The sequence below is a fragment of the Ancylobacter sp. TS-1 genome, from assembly GCF_009223885.1.
Taxonomy (GTDB): domain Bacteria; phylum Pseudomonadota; class Alphaproteobacteria; order Rhizobiales; family Xanthobacteraceae; genus Ancylobacter.
Map to the genome: position 1 here is coordinate 2,500,462 of NZ_CP045144.1, position 18,486 is coordinate 2,518,947.

Genomic DNA, 18,486 nt, shown 5'->3' on the forward strand with positions numbered 1-18,486 from the left:
CCGGGCCGATGCAGCCCGGGGCCGGAATGCGGGAGAGACCACAGGTCGGGCGGTTCCCGCCGATGCTCAACGCCACAACGAACCAGGGGACAGGAAGATGAAACCGCACGAGCCGCATTCCGACGCCGCCTCGCCCGCCGCTCCGGCCGCCGCTCCGGCTGCATCGTCGGTCGACCGCCGCCAGGCCCTCAAGGTGATGGCCGCCGGCGCGCTGGCCACCGTCGCCGCGCCCTATATCCGCCCGGCCTCCGCCGCCCCCGGCCAGCTCCGCGCGCTGATGTGGGAAGGCTACCTGCTGCCGGACGTGATCGCCGGCTTCGAGGAGACCCACAAGGTCAAGTTCGCGCCCACCTTCTTCGACGGCAATTCCGAGGCCTACAACAAGCTGCGCGTCGGCGGCACCAAGGATTTCGATCTCGTGCAGGCGGACGGCTTCTGGCCGAGCCTGTATTTCCGCGAGAAGCTGATCCGCACCGTCGACTACGCCAAGATGCCGAGCACGCAGCATTTGTTCCCGGTGTTCAAGCCGGACCAGTACAAGCTGCTGACCGACGAGAAGACCGGCGTGCAGTTCGGCGTGCCCTTCTGCTGGGGCAGCTACGGCACCACCTACAATGCCGACCAGGTGCCGGCCGAGAAGGCCGCCAGCATCGAATTGCTGTTCGATCCCGCATTCGGCGGCCGGCTGTCGACCAGCGCCCGCTTCGAGGAAAACATCGCCCTCACCGGAATCCTCGTCGCCTCCCGCATGGGCACGATCGACAAGCCGCGCCCGGACGGCAAGTCCTTCAATCCCTACGTGCTCACCGACGCGGAGCTGGAAGGCGTCGAGAAGCTGCTGATCGAGCAGAAGAAGCTTCTCCTCACCCGCTATCAGGACAACGCCACGCTGGAGCAGCTTCTGGCGAGCGGCGCCGTGGTCGCCGCGCCGGAATTCGCGCAGGTCTACCGCCTGCTGCTGGCCAAGAAGGCGAAAGGCGAGATCGACACCACCTTCGCCCATACGCTGGTGCCGAAGGAAGGCGGCCTCGGCTGGGTCGACACCTGGCTGGTCTCCTCCGGCGTGCCGGACGGGGCCGGGCTCGATGTATGCCAGAGCTTCATCGACCTGATGACGACGCCCGAGACCATGAAGAAGATCGCGCTGGCCAGCGGCTGCTCGACCACGATCGACATACGCAGCCTGTCCACCCCGGAGGAGCAGAAGCTCTATCTGATGGACCGCACCGGCGAACTGTCCAAGATGTACATGTTCGACCAGCCCTCCTCGACCGAGAAGTGGGAGCGGGTCTGGTCGCGGATGCAGGCGGCCTGAGCGCGCCGGCGGCCGGGCGGTCTCGCAGCCCGCCCTCGCCCGGCCGCCACGTCGACCCTTACGTCCTGAATCCGGGAGCCTGACAACGTGTACATCACCCTCGACGGGGTCTCGCGCCAGTACGGCGACATCTGGGCCGTGGACCGCGTGGACATGGGGATCGGCAGGAGCGAGTTCGTCTCGCTGCTTGGCCCCAGCGGTTCCGGCAAGACGACGCTGCTGCGCATCATCGCCGGCCTTGAGAAGCCCACGCAGGGCCGCGTGCTGATCGACGGCGTCGACGTCACCGACCTGCCGCCGCACAAGCGCGGCGTCGCCATGGTGTTCCAGGAATTCCTGCTGTTCCCCCACCGCACCGTCTACGAGAACCTCGCCTTCCCGCTGCGCATGCTCAAGCTGCCCAGGGCCGAGATCGAGGAGCGCGTGGCCTGGGTGGTCGGCATCCTGTCGCTGTCCGGGCTGGAGAAGCGCTACCCGAACCAGCTTTCCGGCGGCCAGCAGCAGCGCGTGGCGCTGGGGCGCGGCCTCGTCGGCCGGCCCAAGGCCCTGCTGCTCGACGAGCCGCTGGCCAATCTCGACCGCGAGCTGCGCCAGGAAATGGAGGTGGAGATCCGCCGCCACCAGATCGCGCTCGGCATCCCCTTCATCTACGTCACCCACAATCAGGAAGAGGCGCTCTCGATGAGCGACCGCATCGCGGTCGTGCGCAAGGGGCGCGTGGAGGACTTCGCGCCGCGCACGCAGATCTACGACACGCCGCGCACCGCCTTCATCGCCCAGTTCGTCGGCCGCTCGAACCGCTTCGAGGGAGTGGTGGAAGCCGACGGCACGGTCGCGAGCGACTGCGGCGCGCGGCTCGCGATTCCCGCCTCCGGCCTTGCCGGCGGGTCCCGCGCGGTGGTCTTCGTCAAGAACGAGAAGCTGCGCCTCGATCCGGCCGGCATGGCGCCTGCCGGTGCCACGTGCCTGCCCTGCACGGTCAAGGACGTTATCCTGCGCGGCGCCTATGCCGACTACATCCTCGCCTTCGGCGCGCGCGAGCTGAACGCCAGCCGCCCGCGCTCCGAACGGGCCTTCCTCGCCGGCGAGGCGGTGACGGCGAGCTTCGACCCTGCCGATGTGGACGTGTTCGACAGCGCGGGGGAGCGGCCCTCATGAAGCGACGTTTCGCCGGCCCGCTCCTGCTCGGCATCCCGACGGCGTTCCTGCTGGCGCTGTTCGTGCTGCCGCTGGTCTCGATGGTGGTGCTCAGCTTCTGGCGCACCGAGAACTACCACATCGTCCAGGACTGGAATCTCGGCAACTACATCACGCTGGCGACCGGCGGCGCCTATGTCACCTTCCTGATCCGCTCGCTGGTAATGGCGAGCATCGTCTCCATGGTGTCGGTCGTCATCGCCTGGCCGGTGAGCTACGCCATCATCCTGTATGGCGGGCGCTACCGGCTGCTGTTCACCCTCGCCTTCGCCGTGCCGTTCCTCACCGGCGAGGTGCTGCGCGTCATCGCGCTGCAGGGCCTGCTCGGCCCGCTCGGGCTGATCAACGGCGTGCTGATGTCGCTCGGCGCGGCGCCGCTGCGCTTCATCATGTACACCAACGTCGCCAGCGCCATCGGCCTCGTCTATCTCTACCTGCCGATCGTGGTGACGGTGATCTACCTGTCGCTGCTCAATTTCGACGCCCGGCTGATCGACGCCGCCAAGATCTTCGGCGCCAGCCCGGCCCGCGCCTTCTTCGAGGTCACCTGGCCGCTGAACCTGTTCGGCACGCTGATCGGCTTCGCGCTGTGCTTCATCCCGTGCCTGTCGGCCACGCTGGCGCCGCGCTTCCTGGGCGGGCCCAACGGCACGCTCTACGGCATGGCGATGGCGCAGCAATTCGGCGAATCCGGCACCTGGGCGCTCGGCGCGGCGATGGGCGTGGTGCTGTTCCTGACCTCGATTCTCGCCGTGCTCGCGGTCTGCCTCAAGGTCGATCTGCGCCGCACCGGCTTCACCGGCCTGGGGAGGGGATGATGGCCCGCCGCCTCACACGGCTCCTGAGCAAATACGCGCTGCTGGCGACGCTCGCCGTCTCCTATCTCTTCCTCTATCTGCCGATCGTGCATATCGGCCTCGGCGCCTTCGCCAGGAACCACGCCTTCCCCTACCCGCCGCGCTGGACGCTCGACACTTTCGGGCGGCTGTTCGCCAACTCGCTGTACCAGAGCGCCTTCGCCAACAGCCTGATCCTCGGCATCGGCGCCGGCGCGCTCTCCACCGCGCTCGCCGCCGCCGCCACGCTCGGGCTGATGCGCCATGCCGGCCGGCGCACCGGCTTCTATCTCGTGCTCTTCGTCGCCCCGCTCTTCGTGGCGGAGGTGCTGCTCGGCATCGCCTCGCTGATCTTCAACGGGCTGTTCCTGGAGCTTCAGGGCAATCTCGTCTCGGCGATCCTCGCCAATGCGGTGCACTGCTTCAGCTATGCGCTGCTGATCATGGCGACGCAGCTCTACCGCTATGACTGGCGGCTCGACGACGCGGCGATGGTGTTCGGCGCCTCGCCCCTTCGCACCTTCTTCGAGGTGACGCTGCCGCTGATCTGGCCGGGCCTGCTCGGCGCCTTCGTCGTCACCTTCATCATGGCGTTCAACAATCTGGAGATTTCCTTCTACCTGCTCGGCGCCACGCCGACCCTGCCCTCGGTCGCCTGGGGCGCGCTGCGCTACGGCGTGAAGCCGGAGCTTTACGCGCTGGCCACCGCCGTCAACCTCGTCGTCGTGGTCGGGCTCGCGGTGATGTTCGTGCTGATGCTCACCGGCAAGGTCGCCTTCGGCCACCGGCCCGAGCGCGAGCGGGCGGTCTGAGGCGGAGAGGGCCGGCGCGCTGTGGTCCGGCCCGCAATGTGGCATGCTCATTGCGTGGCTCCGCAGGGGGGCTTTGACCGCGGAGTGCAGGACGTGTTGCTCGATGGGCTGGCACTGACTCTCGAACGCCGGCCGGATGCGCCGCTCTATCGCCAGATCTATCAGGGGCTGGCGGCCGAGATCGTCGGCGGCGCGATCCGGCCCGGGCAGCGCCTGCCCTCGACGCGCGATCTCGCCCAGGCGCTCGGCGTCTCGCGCAACACCATCATGCTCGCCTTCGAGCAGCTCGCCGCCGAAGGCTATCTGGAAGGGCTGTCCGGCTCGGGCACCTATGTCTCGCGCGAGCCGCCGGCCGAAGTGGTGGAGCCCGGCGCGCCGCGCATCAACCCGGCGATCCGCGCCGCCGGCAGCCTCGACCGCAGCCTCGACCTCGCCGTCGATCTCGACGCCGCGCTCGGCATCGACCCCGACGCCGACCTCGGCGGGGCGCTCGCCCACGCGCCGCAGACGCTGCGCCACATGCGCCGGCCGGTGCCGTTCCGCTCCAACTTCCCCGCGCTCGACGCCTTCCCGGTGCAGCTCTGGGCCAAGCTCGCCGCCGACCTCTACCGCAAGCTCGACGCCGACACCGCCAACCATCTGATGGGCGAGGGCGACCCGCAGGGCTACGCGCCGCTGCGCGAGGCCATCGCCGAGCATGTCTCGCTCGGCCGCGGCATCGACTGCACGGCCGGCAACGTCATCATCTTCGCCGGCGCCCAGCAGGCCGTCGACCTCGCTTGCCGCCTGCTGCTGATGCCCGGCGACAAGGTGGTGTGCGAGGACCCCGGCTATGACGGCATCTACGCCTCGGCCATTGCCACCGGCGCCGTGCCGGTGCCGGTACCGGTCGACACGGACGGGCTCGACATCGAGGAGGCGCTACGCCGGGCGCCGGACGGGCGCATGATCTATGTCACCCCCTCCAAGCAGTTCCCGCTCGGCATGGCGCTCTCGCTGGAGCGCCGGCACCGCCTCGTCGACTGGGCCAACCGTTCCGGCGGCTGGATCGTCGAAGACGATTACGACAGCGAGTTCCGCTATTCCGGGCGCCCGCTGCCCTCGCTCTACGGCATGGATCGCGGCGGGCGGGTGATCTATCTCGGCACCTTCAGCAAGACGCTGTTCCCGGCGCTGCGGCTCGGCTTCGCCATCGTGCCGGAGCCGCTGGTGGAAGCCTTCGTCTCCGCCCGCACCGTGGTCGGGCGCTATTCGCCGATTCTGGAGCAGGTGCTGGTCGCCCGCTTCATGAAGGAGGGGCATTTCGCCAGCCATGTGCGCAAGATGCGCAAGCTCTACGCCCAGCGGCAGGAATACCTTCTCGACGCAGTGGCGCGCCGGCTCGGCGCCTGCATGACCGCACGTCCGACCGACACCGGCATGGAAATCGTCGCCGAACTGGCGCCGGGCATCAGCGCGCGGGCGCTGGCCAAGGCGGCGGCGCGCGAGGGGCTGGAGATCATGCCGCTCTCGCTGCTCGCCCGCAGCGGCGAGGTCGATGTCGACGACCGCATCACGCTCGGCTTCAGCCCCTTCACCGCCCGCCAGATCGACGAGGCGGTGGAGACGCTGCGCCGGGTCGCCGAGAACCTGCCGCGCGCGCCCATCGCCTCCTGAACGCGGCGTTCGTCCGGCCTATTCCTCGCGGCGCGAGGCGCCGTCGCGGTCGCGCGGGTAGTGCCGTGCCAGCGGAAACGGCGGCAGCCAGGATTCGCGGCGGACGGTCCACAGCTCGTAGGTGGGCACGAACTGGTCGGGGGCGTCGAGCGCGCCCAGATTCACCTCGATCTCGTCGCCACTGTGCCCGAAGACGGAGGAGCCGCAGCGGGGACAGAAATGCCGCCCGCCATAGTCGCGCGTCTCGCCCTCCACCGTCACGGTGCCCTCGGGGAAGATGGCGGAGGCGTGGAACAGCGCGCCGTGATGCTTGCGGCAGTCGAGGCAGTGGCAGAGGCCGACCCGATAGGGGCGCCCCGTCGCCACGATGCGCACATCCCCGCACAGGCAGCCGCCCGTAAACCGCTCCATTCCGCGCCCTCCCCTGCATTCCGGCAGGCGCAAGCCTACACCCGGCGCCCGGCCGCCGCGATTGTCCGCTAACGGCGCTTGAACGCGTCCATGAGCGCGGCGCCGAGGGCGCCCTGCGGCTCCGGGCGGCGCTCGGGGCGCTTATCCTTAGCCGGCACACTACCGGCCTTCGCCTCGGGGCGGGGCGCGCGCTCGCCCGCCACCGGGGGCCGCCCGCCGCTCGTCCCCGCACCCGCGCCCGCGTCGCGGCGCATGGAGAGCGAGATGCGCTTGCGCTTGAGGTCGATCTCCAGCACCCGCACCTTCACCACGTCGCCGACCTTCACCACCTCATGCGCGTCCTTGATGAAGCGGTCGGCGAGCTGGGAGACATGCACCAGCCCGTCCTGATGCACGCCGATATCGACGAAGGCGCCGAAGGCGGCGACATTGGTCACCGTGCCTTCCAGCTCCATGCCGGGCTTGAGGTCCTTCATCTCGTCAATGCCGTCGGCGAAGGTCGCGGTCTTGAAGGCGGGGCGCGGGTCGCGGCCGGGCTTGTCCAGCTCGGCGATGATGTCGCGCACGGTCGGCAGGCCGAAGCGCTCGTCGACGAAGGCGCGGGGGTCCACGCCGGACAGCGCGGCACTGTCGCCCATCAGGGCGCGCAGGTCGCGCCCGCAGGCGGCGACGATCTTGCGCGCGACGCCATAGGCCTCCGGATGCACGGCGGAGGCGTCGAGCGGCTCATTGCCGTCGCGGATGCGCAGGAATCCCGCGCACTGCTCGAAGGTGCGCGGCCCGAGCCGGGCGACATCAAGCAATTGCCTGCGGCTGGCGAAGGGGCCGTTGGCGTCGCGATGGGCGACCACGGCCTCGGCCAGCGAGGTACCGAGGCCCGAGACCCGCGCCAGCAGCGAGGCCGAGGCGGTGTTGAGGTCGACGCCGACCGCGTTCACCGCGTCCTCCACCACCGCGTCGAGCGCGCGGGCGAGGTGATACTGGTCGACATCATGCTGGTACTGGCCGACGCCGATCGACTTCGGCTCGATCTTCACCAGCTCGGCCAGCGGGTCCTGCAGGCGGCGGGCGATGGAGACCGCCCCGCGCAGCGAGACGTCGAGGCCGGGGAACTCGGCCGCCGCCAGCGCCGAGGCGGAATAGACCGAGGCGCCGGCCTCCGAGACCACAACCTTGATCGGCTTGGGAGGCGGCAGGTCCGCCAGCATCTCCGCGACCAGCTTCTCGGTCTCGCGGCTTCCCGTGCCGTTGCCGATGGCGACCAGCTCGACGCCGTGCTGGCGGATGAGGCGGGCCAGTTCGCCCTGCGTGCCGCGCACGTCGTTCTTCGGCGGGAAGGGATAGACCGTCGAGGTGGCCAGCAGCTTGCCGGTGCCGTCGATCACCGCCACCTTCACCCCGGTGCGGATGCCCGGGTCCAGCCCCATCGTGGCGCGCGAGCCGGCGGGGGCGGCGAGCAGCAGGTCCCTGAGATTTCGGGCGAAGACGTTGATCGCCTCGGTCTCGGCCTTGAGGCGCAGCTCGGTCATCAGGTCGAGCGAGAGGTGCAGGGAGAGCTTCACCCGCCAGGTCCAGCCGGCGACCTCCATCAGCCACGCGTCGCCCGGCAGCCTGTCGCCGATCGAATAGGCGTCGGCGATCATCCGCACCACGGGCTTGATCGGGCGCGGATCGTCGGCATCGACCTCGATCTCCAGCGTCAGCACATCCTCGTTGCGCCCGCGCAGCATGGCGAGCGCGCGGTGGCTCGGCACGCCCGACCAGCGCTCCACATGGTCGAAATAGTCGGAGAACTTGGCGCCGGCCTCCTGCTTGCCCTCCACCATCCGCGAGCGCAGGAAGGCGTGCGCGTGCAGATGGGCGCGCAGCCGGCGCAGAAGCTCGGCGTTCTGGGCGAACTGCTCGGAAAGGATGTCGCGCGCCCCTTCCAGCGCCGTCTTGGCGTCAGGCACCTCGTCGGTGAGGTAGTCCTTCGCGATCTCCGCCGGCACGAGGGCGCGGTCGGCGAGGATGGCCTCCGCCAGCGGGCCGAGGCCGCGCTCGCGGGCGATGTCGGCGCGGTTGCGGCGCTTGGGCTTGAAGGGAAGATAGATGTCCTCCAGCTCCGCCTTGGTGCCGGCGGCGGCGATGGCGGCCTCCAGCGCCGGGGTCAGCTTCTCCTGCTGGCGGATCGACTCGAGGATCGCGCCGCGCCGCGCCTCCAGCTCGCGCAGATAGACCAGCCGCTCATCCAGCAGGCGCAGCTGGGTGTCGTCCAGCCCGCCGGTCGCCTCCTTGCGGTAGCGCGCGATGAAGGGAACCGTCGCCCCCTCGTCGAGCAGCCCGATGGCGGCGGCGGCCTGCGCCGGCCGGGCGCCGATCTCCTGGGCGATCTGCTGGGCGATGCGGGCGGCGGCGGGTGCGGCGGCAGTCATGCGGAACCGGATTTCCTTCGAAGGGCACTCAGGCGCGAGGGCGAGACCATATTCATCCGCGCCGCCCGGCGCCACGCCCCCATGCCCACGTCTCCCCACCTGTTGATGACGCCGCCCGGCCGGGCAACGCCCCTGACAGACATTCGACATAGGACATTAAATTGTTGACACTTGACAATCGAGGCGTAGGCTCACCGGCATGTCAGCATCCACGACCGCCCGCGATGTCACCTTCCTGCGCCTCAACTCGCTGCCCATGCTGCTGGAGCGCGAGATCGAGAGCATGATCCTCGACGGCCGCCTCTCGGTCGGGGGTCGGGTGAACGAGAACCAGCTTGCCGCCACCTTCGGCGTCAGCCGGGGACCGGTGCGCGAGGCGCTGCGCTCGCTGGAGGCGCTCGGCCTGGTCGAGCTGCTGCCCAATCGCGGCGTGTTCATCCGCCGGCTCGAGATCGAGCAGGTGGTGGAAGTCTACGGCGTGCGCGCGGCGCTGTTCGGCTATGCCGGGCGGCTTCTGGCCGAGCAGGCCGACCCGGATGTGATCGCGCGGCTGCGCGCCATGCTCGACGAGATGTCGGCGGCGGCGCAGGTGCACGATTTCGACCGCTACTACCCGCTGAACTTCGCCTTTCACGACCTTGTCGTCGCCAGCACCGGCAACACGGTGCTGGCCGCCCAGTATCGCGGCCTCGTCAAGCAGCTCCGGCTCTACCGCGCCGGCAACCTGATGACCGGCAACACGCTGGAGCTTTCCAACGAGGAACATGCCCGCATGGTGGACGCCATCGCCCGTGGCGATGGCGACGCCGCCTACCGGGCCTGCTTCGACCATGTCGAACGCGGCAAGGAGCGCCTTCTCGCGCGCTCCGCCTCCGCCGGCGCCCCGCCGCAGGAGAAGTCCGCGTGACCACCGCCTGAACTCGTCACTGGGAGACCGCCCGCCAGAGGCGGCCCCGCACTATGGGAGGAAACAATGCGCAAGACCCTGACCGGCCTGCTTGCGACGGCCATGACCGTCGCTCTCGGGACATTCGCCCTTCACGCCGAGCCGCTCGCCTACCCGCAGAAGGTCGTCACCCTCGTCACCCACTCCAGCCCCGGTGGCGGCAGCGACGTGTTCCTGCGCGAGCTGAGCAAGTATCTCGGCAAGTATATCGACGCGACCTTCGTGGTCGAGAACGTGCAGGGCGGCAGCGGCGCCAAGGCGGTTGCCCGTGTCGCCGCAGCCCCGGCCGACGGCAGCGTGCTCTACGCCACCACGCCGACCTACATCTACACCTCGCTGCTCTCCAAGCCCTCGGCCACCTACAAGGACCTGGAGCCGGTGGTGAACCTGTTCGCCGACAGCGAGGTCATCTACACCCGCGCCGACGGTCCCTTCGAGACGCTCAAGGACGTGATCGAGAAGGCGAAGAAGGAGCGCGGGCGCTGGGGCGCCGCCAACCCCGCCTCGCTGGAACGCCAGGCCGCCGAGCAGCTCAAGCGCGCCGCCGGTGTCAACGCCGCCATCGTCACCCATGAGGGCGGCGGCGACATGATGCTCAACGTGCTCAACGGCACGCTCGACATCGGCATCGGCGAGATCCAGGAACTGCGTTCGCAGATCGCCGCCGGCAAGGTGCGCCTGCTCGCCACCTTCAACCCGCAGCGCATTCCCGAGAAGCCTGATGTGCCCACCGTCAAGGAAAGCGGCTACGACGTCACGCTGGTCAAGTTCCGTGGCCTCGCCGGCCCCAAGGGCCTGCCGGAGAACGTGACCAAGATCTGGGACACTGCCATCAAGGCCGTGCTGGACGACCCCGAGTACAAGAAGCGCTACACCGAGGAAGTTCTGGTCCCGAACTTCATCCCGCACGCGCAATACCCGGCCTTCATCACCAATTTCGCCGACACCACCGAGGCGTTCCTCAAGGAGACCGGCGCGGTCAAGTAACGACCCGCCGATCCGAAACGGCGCCGGCGCGAGCCGTCGGCGCCGCTCCTATCCACGTCCCCCCGCGAGGATCGTTCCATGAACCGCGATCTGGTCGCCGGCGCCGTGCTGCTCGCCATCGCCGGCGCCTATTACAACACCATCGGCAACATCGCCGAGAGCACCCTCTCCGACGAGGTCGGCGCCGCCGGCCTGCCGCGCCTGCTGGCGGGGCTGCTCGCCCTCATCGCCGTCGTGATGATGGCGCGCGCCCTGCTCGCCGTCCGCAAGTCCCGCAAGGCGGTGGCCGCCCCGCGCGCCTCGGACGAGGACGAGGAGGAGAACGCCTCGGTGCCCCGCGCCGCCGGCCTGCTGCTGATCGGCGCAGGCTATGTCGTGTTGCTTCCCTTCGCCGGCTATGTGGTCTGCGTCGCCCTGCTCATCGCAGCGGTCGCGCTCTATGAGGGCGCCGCGCGCAGCTGGGTGATCCCGGCCGCGGCCATCGGCGGCGCCACGCTGTACTGGGCGATCTTCGTCAAGCTGCTGGGCGTCCACCAGCCCGCCGGCATCCTCATTCAGGGATGGCTCTCGTGACCACCTTCTGGGACATCGTGCATCTGCTCACCGGCACGCCGCTCATTCCGATCGCCATTCTCGGCCTGACCTGGGGCATCCTCGGCGGCGCGCTGCCGGGAATCTCGGCCTCGATCACCATGGCGCTGGTGCTGCCCTTCACCTACACCATGGACCCGGCCATGGCGATCGCGCTGCTCGCCTGCGTCTATATCGGCGCGGAATATGGCGGCTCGATCCCGGCGATCCTCATCCGCACGCCGGGCACCAACTCCTCGGCGGCCACCGTCATCGACGGCTATGAGATGAACCGGCAGGGTCGCGCCGGCGAGGCGCTCGGCATCTCGCTGATGTCCGGCGTCGTCGGCAGCCTGTTCGGCCTCGTCATGCTGGCGTTGCTGACCGAGCCGCTCTCCTGGCTGGCGCTCGCCTTCAAGCCGACCTCCTATTTCGCGCTCGGCATACTCGGCCTCAGCGTCATCGCCTCCATGGGCGGGGATTCGCTGCTCAAGGGCCTCGCCGCCGCCGTCATCGGCCTGATGATCGCCACCGTCGGCACCGACCCGATCTCCGGCGTCACCCGCTTCACCTTCGATGTGCCGGACCTGCTCGGCGGCGTCGAGCCGGTGGTGGTGATGGTCGGGCTGTTCGCGCTCACCGAGCTGATGAGCCAGTCCGGCTCCACCTCCGTCACCCAGCTCGGCAACTCGATCCGCATCCGCCTGCCGGGCTGGGAGATGATGCGCCGGCTGCGCCGCTCGCAGATCATCGGCTGCATCCTCGGCCTGTTCGAGGGGCTGACGCCGGGCGGCGGCGGCTCGGTCGCCGCCTTCATGTCCTACAACGAGGCCCGGCGCTGGTCGAAGACCCCGGAGAAGTTCGGCAAGGGCTCCGAGGAAGGCATCGCCGCGCCGGAGACCGCCAACAACACGGTGGCCTCCACCGCGCTGATCCCGCTGCTCAGCTTCGGCATACCGAGTTCCAACTCCACCGCCGTGCTGCTCGGCGGGCTGCTGATGCACGGCCTGCTGCCCGGCCCGCGCCTGTTCGAGCAGAACCCGCAGGTCATCGACAGCCTCTATGTCGGCTCGCTGATCGCCATCATCGCCCAGATCGGCATCGGCGTGATCATCCTGCCGGCCTGCGTGTGGCTGGTGAACCGCCCGCGTCCCTACCGCTCGGGCTTCATCTTCGCGCTCATTCTCTCGGGCCTGTACACGCTCAACAACAGTTCGTTCGACCTCGGCCTCGCGCTCGCGCTCGGGCTTGTCGGCTACTTCATGCGTATCGCCCGCTTCCCGGTACTGCCGATGATCCTCGGCGTCGTGCTCGGGCACATGGTCGAATCCAGCTACCGCCGCTCGCTGGTGCTCTCGGGCGGCGACTTCCACATCTTCGTCGAGGACCCGATCGCGTTCGGGCTGCTCGGCGCCGCCTTGTTCTTCATCGCCTTCTCCCTGGCCCGCGAATATCGCGATGCGCGCCGGACCAAGCTGCAGGAAGCCCACCAGTGAACCAGCACAGCCCCCTCTCCGGCCCGACCGTCGCGGACCGCCTCGCCGCCTTCGCCGAAAGCGCCGTCCCGCCGCCGGCGGCCGACGCGGTGAGCCGGCGCCTGCTGCTGGATATCGTCGGCCTCGCCTACTCGGCGCGGCATGAGCCCTACACCCGCGCCGCGCTCGCCAGCGCGGCGGGCACCGGCCCCTGCACCGCCATCGGCCACGCGCAGGGCTATTCGCTCTACGACGCCGCCCTGATCAACGGCACGGCGGCGCATGGCGAGGACTATGACGACACCTTCGAGGGCGGCCCGGTACATGCCGGCGCCGTGCTGGTGCCGGCGACGCTCGCCATCGCCCAGCACCGCAAGCTGAATGGCGCGGCGGTGATGCGCGCCCTCGGCATTGGCGCCGAGCTCATGAGCCGGCTCAGCCTGGTCACGCCGCAGGCGATCCACAAGGCCGGCTTCCACCCCACGGGGGTGATCGGCGCGCTCGCCGCCGCCGCCGCCGTGAGCGTCGCCATCGGGCTCGATCGCGCGCGCACCGCCCATGCGCTCGGCACCGCCGGCAGCCTGGCCTCCGGCATCATCGAGTATCTGTCCGACGGTTCCTGGACCAAGCGGCTGCATCCGGGCGCGGCGGCGCAGGCGGGGCTGCGCGCGGCGCTGCTCGCCGAGGCCGGCTTCAAGGGCCCGGGCACGGTGTTCGAGGGCGACCACGGCTTCTTCCGCGCCTTCGCGCCCTCGAAGACGGCGAATTTCGCTCCCCTGCTCGACGGGCTCGGCGAGAACTGGATCATGCCGACCATCGCCTTCAAGCCCTATGCCTGCGGGACCATGACCCAGCCCTTCATCGACTGCGCCATCGCCCTCGCCCGCCAGGGCGTGGCGGCCGACGATATCGTCAGCCTGGTGTGCAAGGTCGGCGAGGGCACGGTGCACCGGCTGTGGGAGCCGCTCGCCGCCAAGCAGGCGGTGCCGAACGGCTACGCCGCGAAATTCTCCACCCCCTACTGCATGGCGGTCGGCTTCCTCGACGGCGCCGCCGGGCTGCGCCAGTTCGGCAACGACCAGACCGAGCGCGCGGATGTGCGGGCGTTGGCCGCCCGCATCTCCTACGAGATCGACCCCAAGGACGAGTATCCGAGCAACTTCACCGGCCATTTGCGGGCGACGCTGAAGGACGGCTCGGTGCGCGAGATCCGCCAGCCGCACATGCGCGGCGGCGCCCGCGAGCCGCTCTCCGACGCCGAGCTGGTGGCCAAGTTCACCGCCAATGTGATCTTCGGCGGTGGCGACGCGGCGACCGCCGAGGCGCTGCGGACCGCCATCGACCGCATCGCCGCCGGAGCGGCCACCGTCACCCTGGGAGCCGGCGCATGAACACACCCTCCCGCGAACCCCATTCCCGCCCGGTCGCCATCGTCACCGGCGCCTCGCGCAATATCGGGCGCGCCATCGCGCTGGCGCTGGCCGGAGCCGGAACCTCGGTCGTCATCGTCGCCCGCAGCGACCGGGAGAGCGCGGAGGCGGTCGCCCGCGAGGTGGAAGCGGCCGGCGTCGAGGCGAGCGTGGTCCTCGCCGACGTGGCGCGCGAATCCTCCGCCGACATCATCGTCGACCACGCGCTGGAACGCTTCGGCCGGCTCGACATACTGGTCAACAACGCCTCCGTGCGGCGCGAGAAGCCGGTGGAGGCGATGAGCTTCGCCGAGTGGCACGAGATCCTCGGTATCTGTCTCGACGGCGCCTTCCTGCTGACGCGGGCCGCCATTCCGCATCTTTCCGCCTCGCCGGCCGGCACCATCGTCAACATAGGCGGGCTGACCGCCTATACCGGCGCGCCCAACCGCGCCCATGTGGTCGCCGCCAAGGCCGGGCTGGACGGGCTGACCAAGGCGCTGGCGGTGGAGCTTGCGCCGCGCGGCATCACGGTCAATCTGGTCTCGCCCGGACGCATCGCCACCGACCGCAGCCATGCCGGGGCCGAGAAGAACCCCGCCCACCACACCCGCAACCGCACGCTGTCCGGCGTGGAGGGCAGCGCCGAGGACGTCGCCTCGATGGTGGCCTATCTTGCCGGGCCGGCCGCGCGATTCGTGACCGGCCAGACCGTCCATGTGAACGGCGGCGCCTTCCTGCCTTGAGGCGGGCCGCGCCGCCGGTCCTCCCGGGAGCACGCCATGTTGGCTGACGTCACGCTGACGCAGTATGCGCTGGTGGCGCTGATGTCCTTCTTTGCCGGCGCGCTGGGCGGCGTCACCGGCTATGGACCTGGGCTGCTCCTGCCACCCATCCTGCTGCCCATCGTCGGGCCGGAGGCGGTGGTGCCGGTGATCGGCGTTTCCTCCATCTTCTCCAACGCCTCGCGGCTGGTCGCCTTCCGCCGCGATCTCGACCTGCGACGGGCGCTGATCGTGGTTGCGCTCGCCCTGCCCGCCTCGGCGCTGGGCGCCTGGGGCTACACGATGCTGTCGGGCGGGATCATCTCGGTGATCATCGGCGCGGTGCTGCTGATCACCGTCCCCACCCGGCACGCGCTCATGAGACTGCGCAGGCACCTGTCGACGCGGGGACTGATGGCGGCGGGCGCCGGCTTCGGCTTCCTGATGGGCGGCACGGCGGGAACCGGCGTCGTGCTGCTCTCGATCCTGCTGGCAACAGGGCTGAACGGCGCCGCGGTCATCGCCACCGATGCCGGTATCTCGCTGGTCCTCAGCGTGGTGAAGGTCGCCGTGTTCCAGGCGGCGGGCTCATTGCCGCTGGCGTCCTGGATCATGGCGCTGCTCATCGGCGTCTCCGCCACGCCCGGCGTGTTTCTGGCGAAGAAGCTGCTCGGAACCCTCTCCAACCGCGCCCATATCCGCATTCTCGACGTCATCGTGTCGATTGGCGGGGTGATCCTGATCGTGCAGGGGCTGCGGGCGATGCCCGGCTGAACTCAGAGCGGGCGGATGCGCCCGCCCCCGCCGACCGGCGAACTGGAGAGGAACTGGATCGAGCGCCGCACCAGTTCCGGCAGGCTGTTGGCGCCGAGCTTGGACTTCAGCGCCGAGCAGGTATTGGCGACCGTCTTGTAGCTGATGCCCAGCTCATGGGCGATCAGCGTGTAGTCCTTGCCTTCCGCCAGCAGCGAGAGCGTCTGCAACTCGCGCGGGGTGATGTCGGCCAGCATGGTGGCCTTCCGGGTGCCGAGCATGGCGACCTGCATGGCGAGGTCGTGGCTCATATAGGGCTGGCCGCGCCGCACCTTGTCGAACGCCTCCAGCAGCGCGCCGGACGAGGTGTCCTTCAGCACATAGCCATTGGCACCCGCCTCCAGCGCGCGGCTGGCGATGACGGGATCGCCATGCATGGAGAAGACGAGGATCGGCGTGCGCGCGTCCTGCATGCGCAGCCGGCGCACCAGCACCAGCCCGCTCAGGCCGTTGCCGTGCAGCGCCAGGTCGACGATCACCACGTCGGGCCGCTCGCGGCGGAACAGGCGGTAGCCCGCCAGAACCGTGCTCGCCTCCAGCACGCGATCGACGCCGGCATCTTCCAGCAGGCGCCGGCAGCCCTGCAGCACGATCGGATGGTCGTCGATGACGAGCGCGCTGGTCATGTCGCGGCGGTCCTTTCAGTGGTGCGGTTCTCGGCTGGCCGAGCCCCGGCCTCCCCGCGCAGCGGGACGCTCATCTCGACGCGGGTGCCGCTCGGCCGGGCCGGCACGAGCCGCCAGCTTCCCCCGAGCGCACCTACCCGCTCCTCGATGCCGAGCAGGCCGTAGCCGCGCGCCGCACCCGCCGGCACGCCGAGCCCGTCATCCTCCACCACGAGATGGAGCCGGCCCGCGCGCAGATCGACATGCAGGGAGACGGCGATGTGGCGGGCCCCGCCATGGCGCAGCGCGTTCGTCACCGCTTCCTGGATGCAACGATAGACCGTGATGTCCACGCTGTCGCCATAGCGTTCGGCGAGCCCGTCGGCGGAGAGGGCGAAGGTACGGCCGGGCGAGTGGCGCTCGAACTCGGCGAGGAGGTCCGCGATCAGTGCCGCCAGCGGCACATGGCCGAGCGCCATCGGGCGTATCTTGCGCAGCAGGCGCCGGTTGAGATCCTGCACGCGGTCGAGAATATCGGCCATGGTGCCGGCGCGCTCGCCGATACGCCGGCCGAGTTCCGGCTCGGTGCGCCCGGCGAGGCGCTCGATCGATTCGAGATTGGCGCGCAGCCCGAACAGGCAGGGGCCGAGCTCGTCATGCAGGTCGGCGGCGATCTGGCGGCGCTCCTCATCCTGGATGTGGATGATGTCCTCGTTGAGCCGCGCATTGTCCTCGCGGGCACTGTCCAGCGCGGCGCCCAGCGCGTTGAAGCGGTCGGCGATCACGGCCAGTTCGCGCACCTTCGGCAGCGGCAGGCGGTGCTCAAAACGCCCCGCCTCCAGCTCGGACAGGCCGGCGGAGAGCGTCCTCAGCGGCATCAGCAGCCGCCCGAGCACCAGATAGAGGGCGCCGAGCACGGCGATGTTGACGGCCAGCGCCAGCAGCGCGAGGTCGGACGTGTCGTTCCAGACCTCGGCGGTCTCGTCCGACGCCTCGCCGACGAGGCGGACATTGCCGATGACCAGCCCGTTCTCCGTCACCGGAATATCGCGTCGCGCGCCCTCGACGGCGACGAGGGCGGCGAACCAGCCCGGCACCTCGGCCTCGTGCTCGTCCTCCTCGCCCGCCCCTTCGCCGGAGGAGGGGACCAGTTCGACGGCATTGCCCTGCGCGTCCTCGATGCGGATGCGCACATGACGCAGGCCGCTGACATGCAGCGGCAGCTGCTTCAGCGAGGTCGCCGCATCCTGCGTGCCGGCGAGGCGCTCCACCGTCTCCTCGACGAAGCGCTCGGCCACCACGAGCGAGGCGTTCATCTCGACCTCGGTCGCCCGGCGCGCATTGGCGATGATGACCACCAGCGCCAGCAGCGCGGCACCGAGGTTGATGGCGATGACCGCCGCCATCATCTGCCAGCGCAGCGAGCGCCGGTGCCAGAAGCTGAAGCCCGCCGCCGGAGGGCCGGGAGGCGCTGGAACGAAGGCACTCATGGCGAGACCTTTCCGCCCGTGCTTCCCGTCGCGGCCGCCGCCGGCGAAACTGCCGGAGCCCCAGCCGGCGCCTCGGCCCGCAGGCGCTCCAGTGCCGCCGCGCGGCTGGCACCCTGCGCACGCAGATTATAGTAGTGCTGGCACAGATCGCTGAAGCCCGCCCGCGCACCCTTCGGGACAAGCGCGGAGAAGTCCGCCAGAATCTGCCGGGCGCCCTCCTCGATGCGGATCTCGCGCAGCATGCCCTCGAGCTGCACGGCGCGGTTGGCGATCATGCGGTCGGTCTCCCCGAAGCGCGCGCCAGCATCCGCCAGCACCCCGCGCCAGCCGGCCACCGCCGGATCGTTCTGGCCGATGTCGTGGCCCGTCTCCCGGCTGGCGAGCCACAGGTCCGGCGCCGTGTCGTCGGTCTGCGTCAGCCATTTCCGCTTCGCCAGATCGTCCCCGGCCGGCGCCGCCACGCGCTCGCGCGTCTCCTGCGCGCGCTCATCCGCCCGCTCATCGGAGCAGCCGGCAAGGGCGACGGCGAGCGCGACGGCGAGGGCAGCGCCGGGGAGGGCGCGGGCGAACGGGTTGAGAGCGAGCTTCATCTATACTTATGAACTTCTTATAAGGCGGACCGTCGAGCGAATGCCTTCATGCATCGATGCCGGAAAGGTGCACGGGCGACTGCCGCGCGGCGATGCCGCGCCGACGGCACCGCGCCGCCTCCGAACCGCATCAAGGCGCTGACAGGAAAACAGTTTTCTGCCTCCCTGACAAGGTTTCCGGTTCGCGGCGGCGACT

General features: G+C 69.8%; 17 protein-coding genes. 12 read left to right on the top strand and 5 right to left on the bottom strand.

The genetic code is table 11. The annotated features are described in order from the left end of the window. The first annotated feature begins 97 nt into the window (after positions 1 to 97). From GBB76_RS11765 to GBB76_RS11785, 5 genes are all read left to right on the top strand, one after another. A complete protein-coding gene (locus GBB76_RS11765) occupies positions 98 to 1,315 on the top strand; it encodes a PotD/PotF family extracellular solute-binding protein (protein WP_152303474.1) in 1,218 nt (405 codons plus the stop codon). Positions 1,316 to 1,402: 87 nt separating this feature from the next. Next, complete coding sequence (locus GBB76_RS11770) at positions 1,403 to 2,473, top strand: ABC transporter ATP-binding protein (RefSeq protein ID WP_152303475.1); 1,071 nt, start codon at positions 1,403 to 1,405, stop codon at positions 2,471 to 2,473. Further along, positions 2,470 to 3,330: an ABC transporter permease gene (locus GBB76_RS11775; RefSeq protein WP_152303476.1), complete on the top strand. Its 861-nt coding sequence runs from the start codon at positions 2,470 to 2,472 to the stop codon at positions 3,328 to 3,330. Before GBB76_RS11770 ends, GBB76_RS11775 begins: the two co-directional genes overlap by 4 nt. Continuing rightward, entirely contained in the window at positions 3,330 to 4,160 is an 831-nt protein-coding gene (locus GBB76_RS11780) for an ABC transporter permease (protein WP_152303477.1), read from the top strand. Before GBB76_RS11775 ends, GBB76_RS11780 begins: the two co-directional genes overlap by 1 nt. A gap of 93 nt (positions 4,161 to 4,253) precedes the next feature. Continuing rightward, entirely contained in the window at positions 4,254 to 5,816 is a 1,563-nt protein-coding gene (locus GBB76_RS11785) for a PLP-dependent aminotransferase family protein (protein WP_246668904.1), read from the top strand. 18 nt (positions 5,817 to 5,834) lie between these two features. On the opposite strand, the gene GBB76_RS11790 is transcribed toward GBB76_RS11785, so the two are convergent. Beyond that, positions 5,835 to 6,227, bottom strand: coding sequence for a GFA family protein (locus tag GBB76_RS11790; RefSeq protein ID WP_152303479.1), 393 nt, complete (start codon positions 6,225 to 6,227; stop codon positions 5,835 to 5,837). Between the two features lie 68 nt (positions 6,228 to 6,295). After that, positions 6,296 to 8,641, bottom strand: a complete 2,346-nt coding sequence (locus tag GBB76_RS11795) for a Tex family protein (RefSeq protein ID WP_152303480.1) — start codon at positions 8,639 to 8,641, stop codon at positions 6,296 to 6,298. A gap of 199 nt (positions 8,642 to 8,840) precedes the next feature. On the opposite strand from GBB76_RS11795, the gene GBB76_RS11800 reads away from it, so the two are divergent. From GBB76_RS11800 to GBB76_RS11830, 7 genes are all read left to right on the top strand, one after another. Further along, positions 8,841 to 9,548 carry an FCD domain-containing protein gene (locus GBB76_RS11800; protein ID WP_152303481.1) on the top strand — a complete coding sequence of 236 codons (708 nt, stop codon included), beginning with the start codon at positions 8,841 to 8,843 and terminating at the stop codon, positions 9,546 to 9,548. Positions 9,549 to 9,614: 66 nt separating this feature from the next. Beyond that, complete coding sequence (locus GBB76_RS11805) at positions 9,615 to 10,574, top strand: tripartite tricarboxylate transporter substrate binding protein (RefSeq protein WP_152303482.1); 960 nt, start codon at positions 9,615 to 9,617, stop codon at positions 10,572 to 10,574. A 78-nt stretch (positions 10,575 to 10,652) separates the two neighbouring features. Continuing rightward, the gene (locus GBB76_RS11810) at positions 10,653 to 11,147 is read left to right on the top strand and encodes a tripartite tricarboxylate transporter TctB family protein (RefSeq protein WP_152303483.1); all 495 of its coding nucleotides are present in this window, start codon (positions 10,653 to 10,655) and stop codon (positions 11,145 to 11,147) included. Next, positions 11,144 to 12,640 carry a tripartite tricarboxylate transporter permease gene (locus GBB76_RS11815; protein WP_152303484.1) on the top strand — a complete coding sequence of 499 codons (1,497 nt, stop codon included), beginning with the start codon at positions 11,144 to 11,146 and terminating at the stop codon, positions 12,638 to 12,640. The genes GBB76_RS11810 and GBB76_RS11815 overlap by 4 nt, the downstream gene beginning before the upstream one ends. Further along, positions 12,637 to 14,010, top strand: coding sequence for an MmgE/PrpD family protein (locus GBB76_RS11820; protein WP_152303485.1), 1,374 nt, complete (start codon positions 12,637 to 12,639; stop codon positions 14,008 to 14,010). Before GBB76_RS11815 ends, GBB76_RS11820 begins: the two co-directional genes overlap by 4 nt. Next, on the top strand, positions 14,007 to 14,774 hold the full coding sequence (locus GBB76_RS11825; RefSeq protein ID WP_152303486.1) for an SDR family NAD(P)-dependent oxidoreductase: 768 nt from the start codon (positions 14,007 to 14,009) through the stop codon (positions 14,772 to 14,774). The genes GBB76_RS11820 and GBB76_RS11825 overlap by 4 nt, the downstream gene beginning before the upstream one ends. A gap of 36 nt (positions 14,775 to 14,810) precedes the next feature. Next, positions 14,811 to 15,566: a sulfite exporter TauE/SafE family protein gene (locus GBB76_RS11830; RefSeq protein WP_152303487.1), complete on the top strand. Its 756-nt coding sequence runs from the start codon at positions 14,811 to 14,813 to the stop codon at positions 15,564 to 15,566. A gap of 2 nt (positions 15,567 to 15,568) precedes the next feature. Here GBB76_RS11830 and GBB76_RS11835 read toward each other — a convergent pair whose 3' ends face one another. The 3 genes from GBB76_RS11835 to GBB76_RS11845 are packed head-to-tail and all read right to left on the bottom strand — an operon-like array spanning position 15,569 to position 18,290. Continuing rightward, entirely contained in the window at positions 15,569 to 16,231 is a 663-nt protein-coding gene (locus GBB76_RS11835; protein WP_152303488.1) for a response regulator transcription factor, read from the bottom strand. Beyond that, positions 16,228 to 17,700 (bottom strand): ATP-binding protein, encoded by a 1,473-nt coding sequence (locus GBB76_RS11840; RefSeq protein WP_152303489.1) that lies wholly within the window; start codon positions 17,698 to 17,700, stop codon positions 16,228 to 16,230. Before GBB76_RS11840 ends, GBB76_RS11835 begins: the two co-directional genes overlap by 4 nt. Further along, positions 17,697 to 18,290, bottom strand: a complete 594-nt coding sequence (locus GBB76_RS11845) for a hypothetical protein (RefSeq protein ID WP_202911089.1) — start codon at positions 18,288 to 18,290, stop codon at positions 17,697 to 17,699. The genes GBB76_RS11840 and GBB76_RS11845 overlap by 4 nt, the downstream gene beginning before the upstream one ends. Positions 18,291 to 18,486 lie beyond the last annotated feature (196 nt).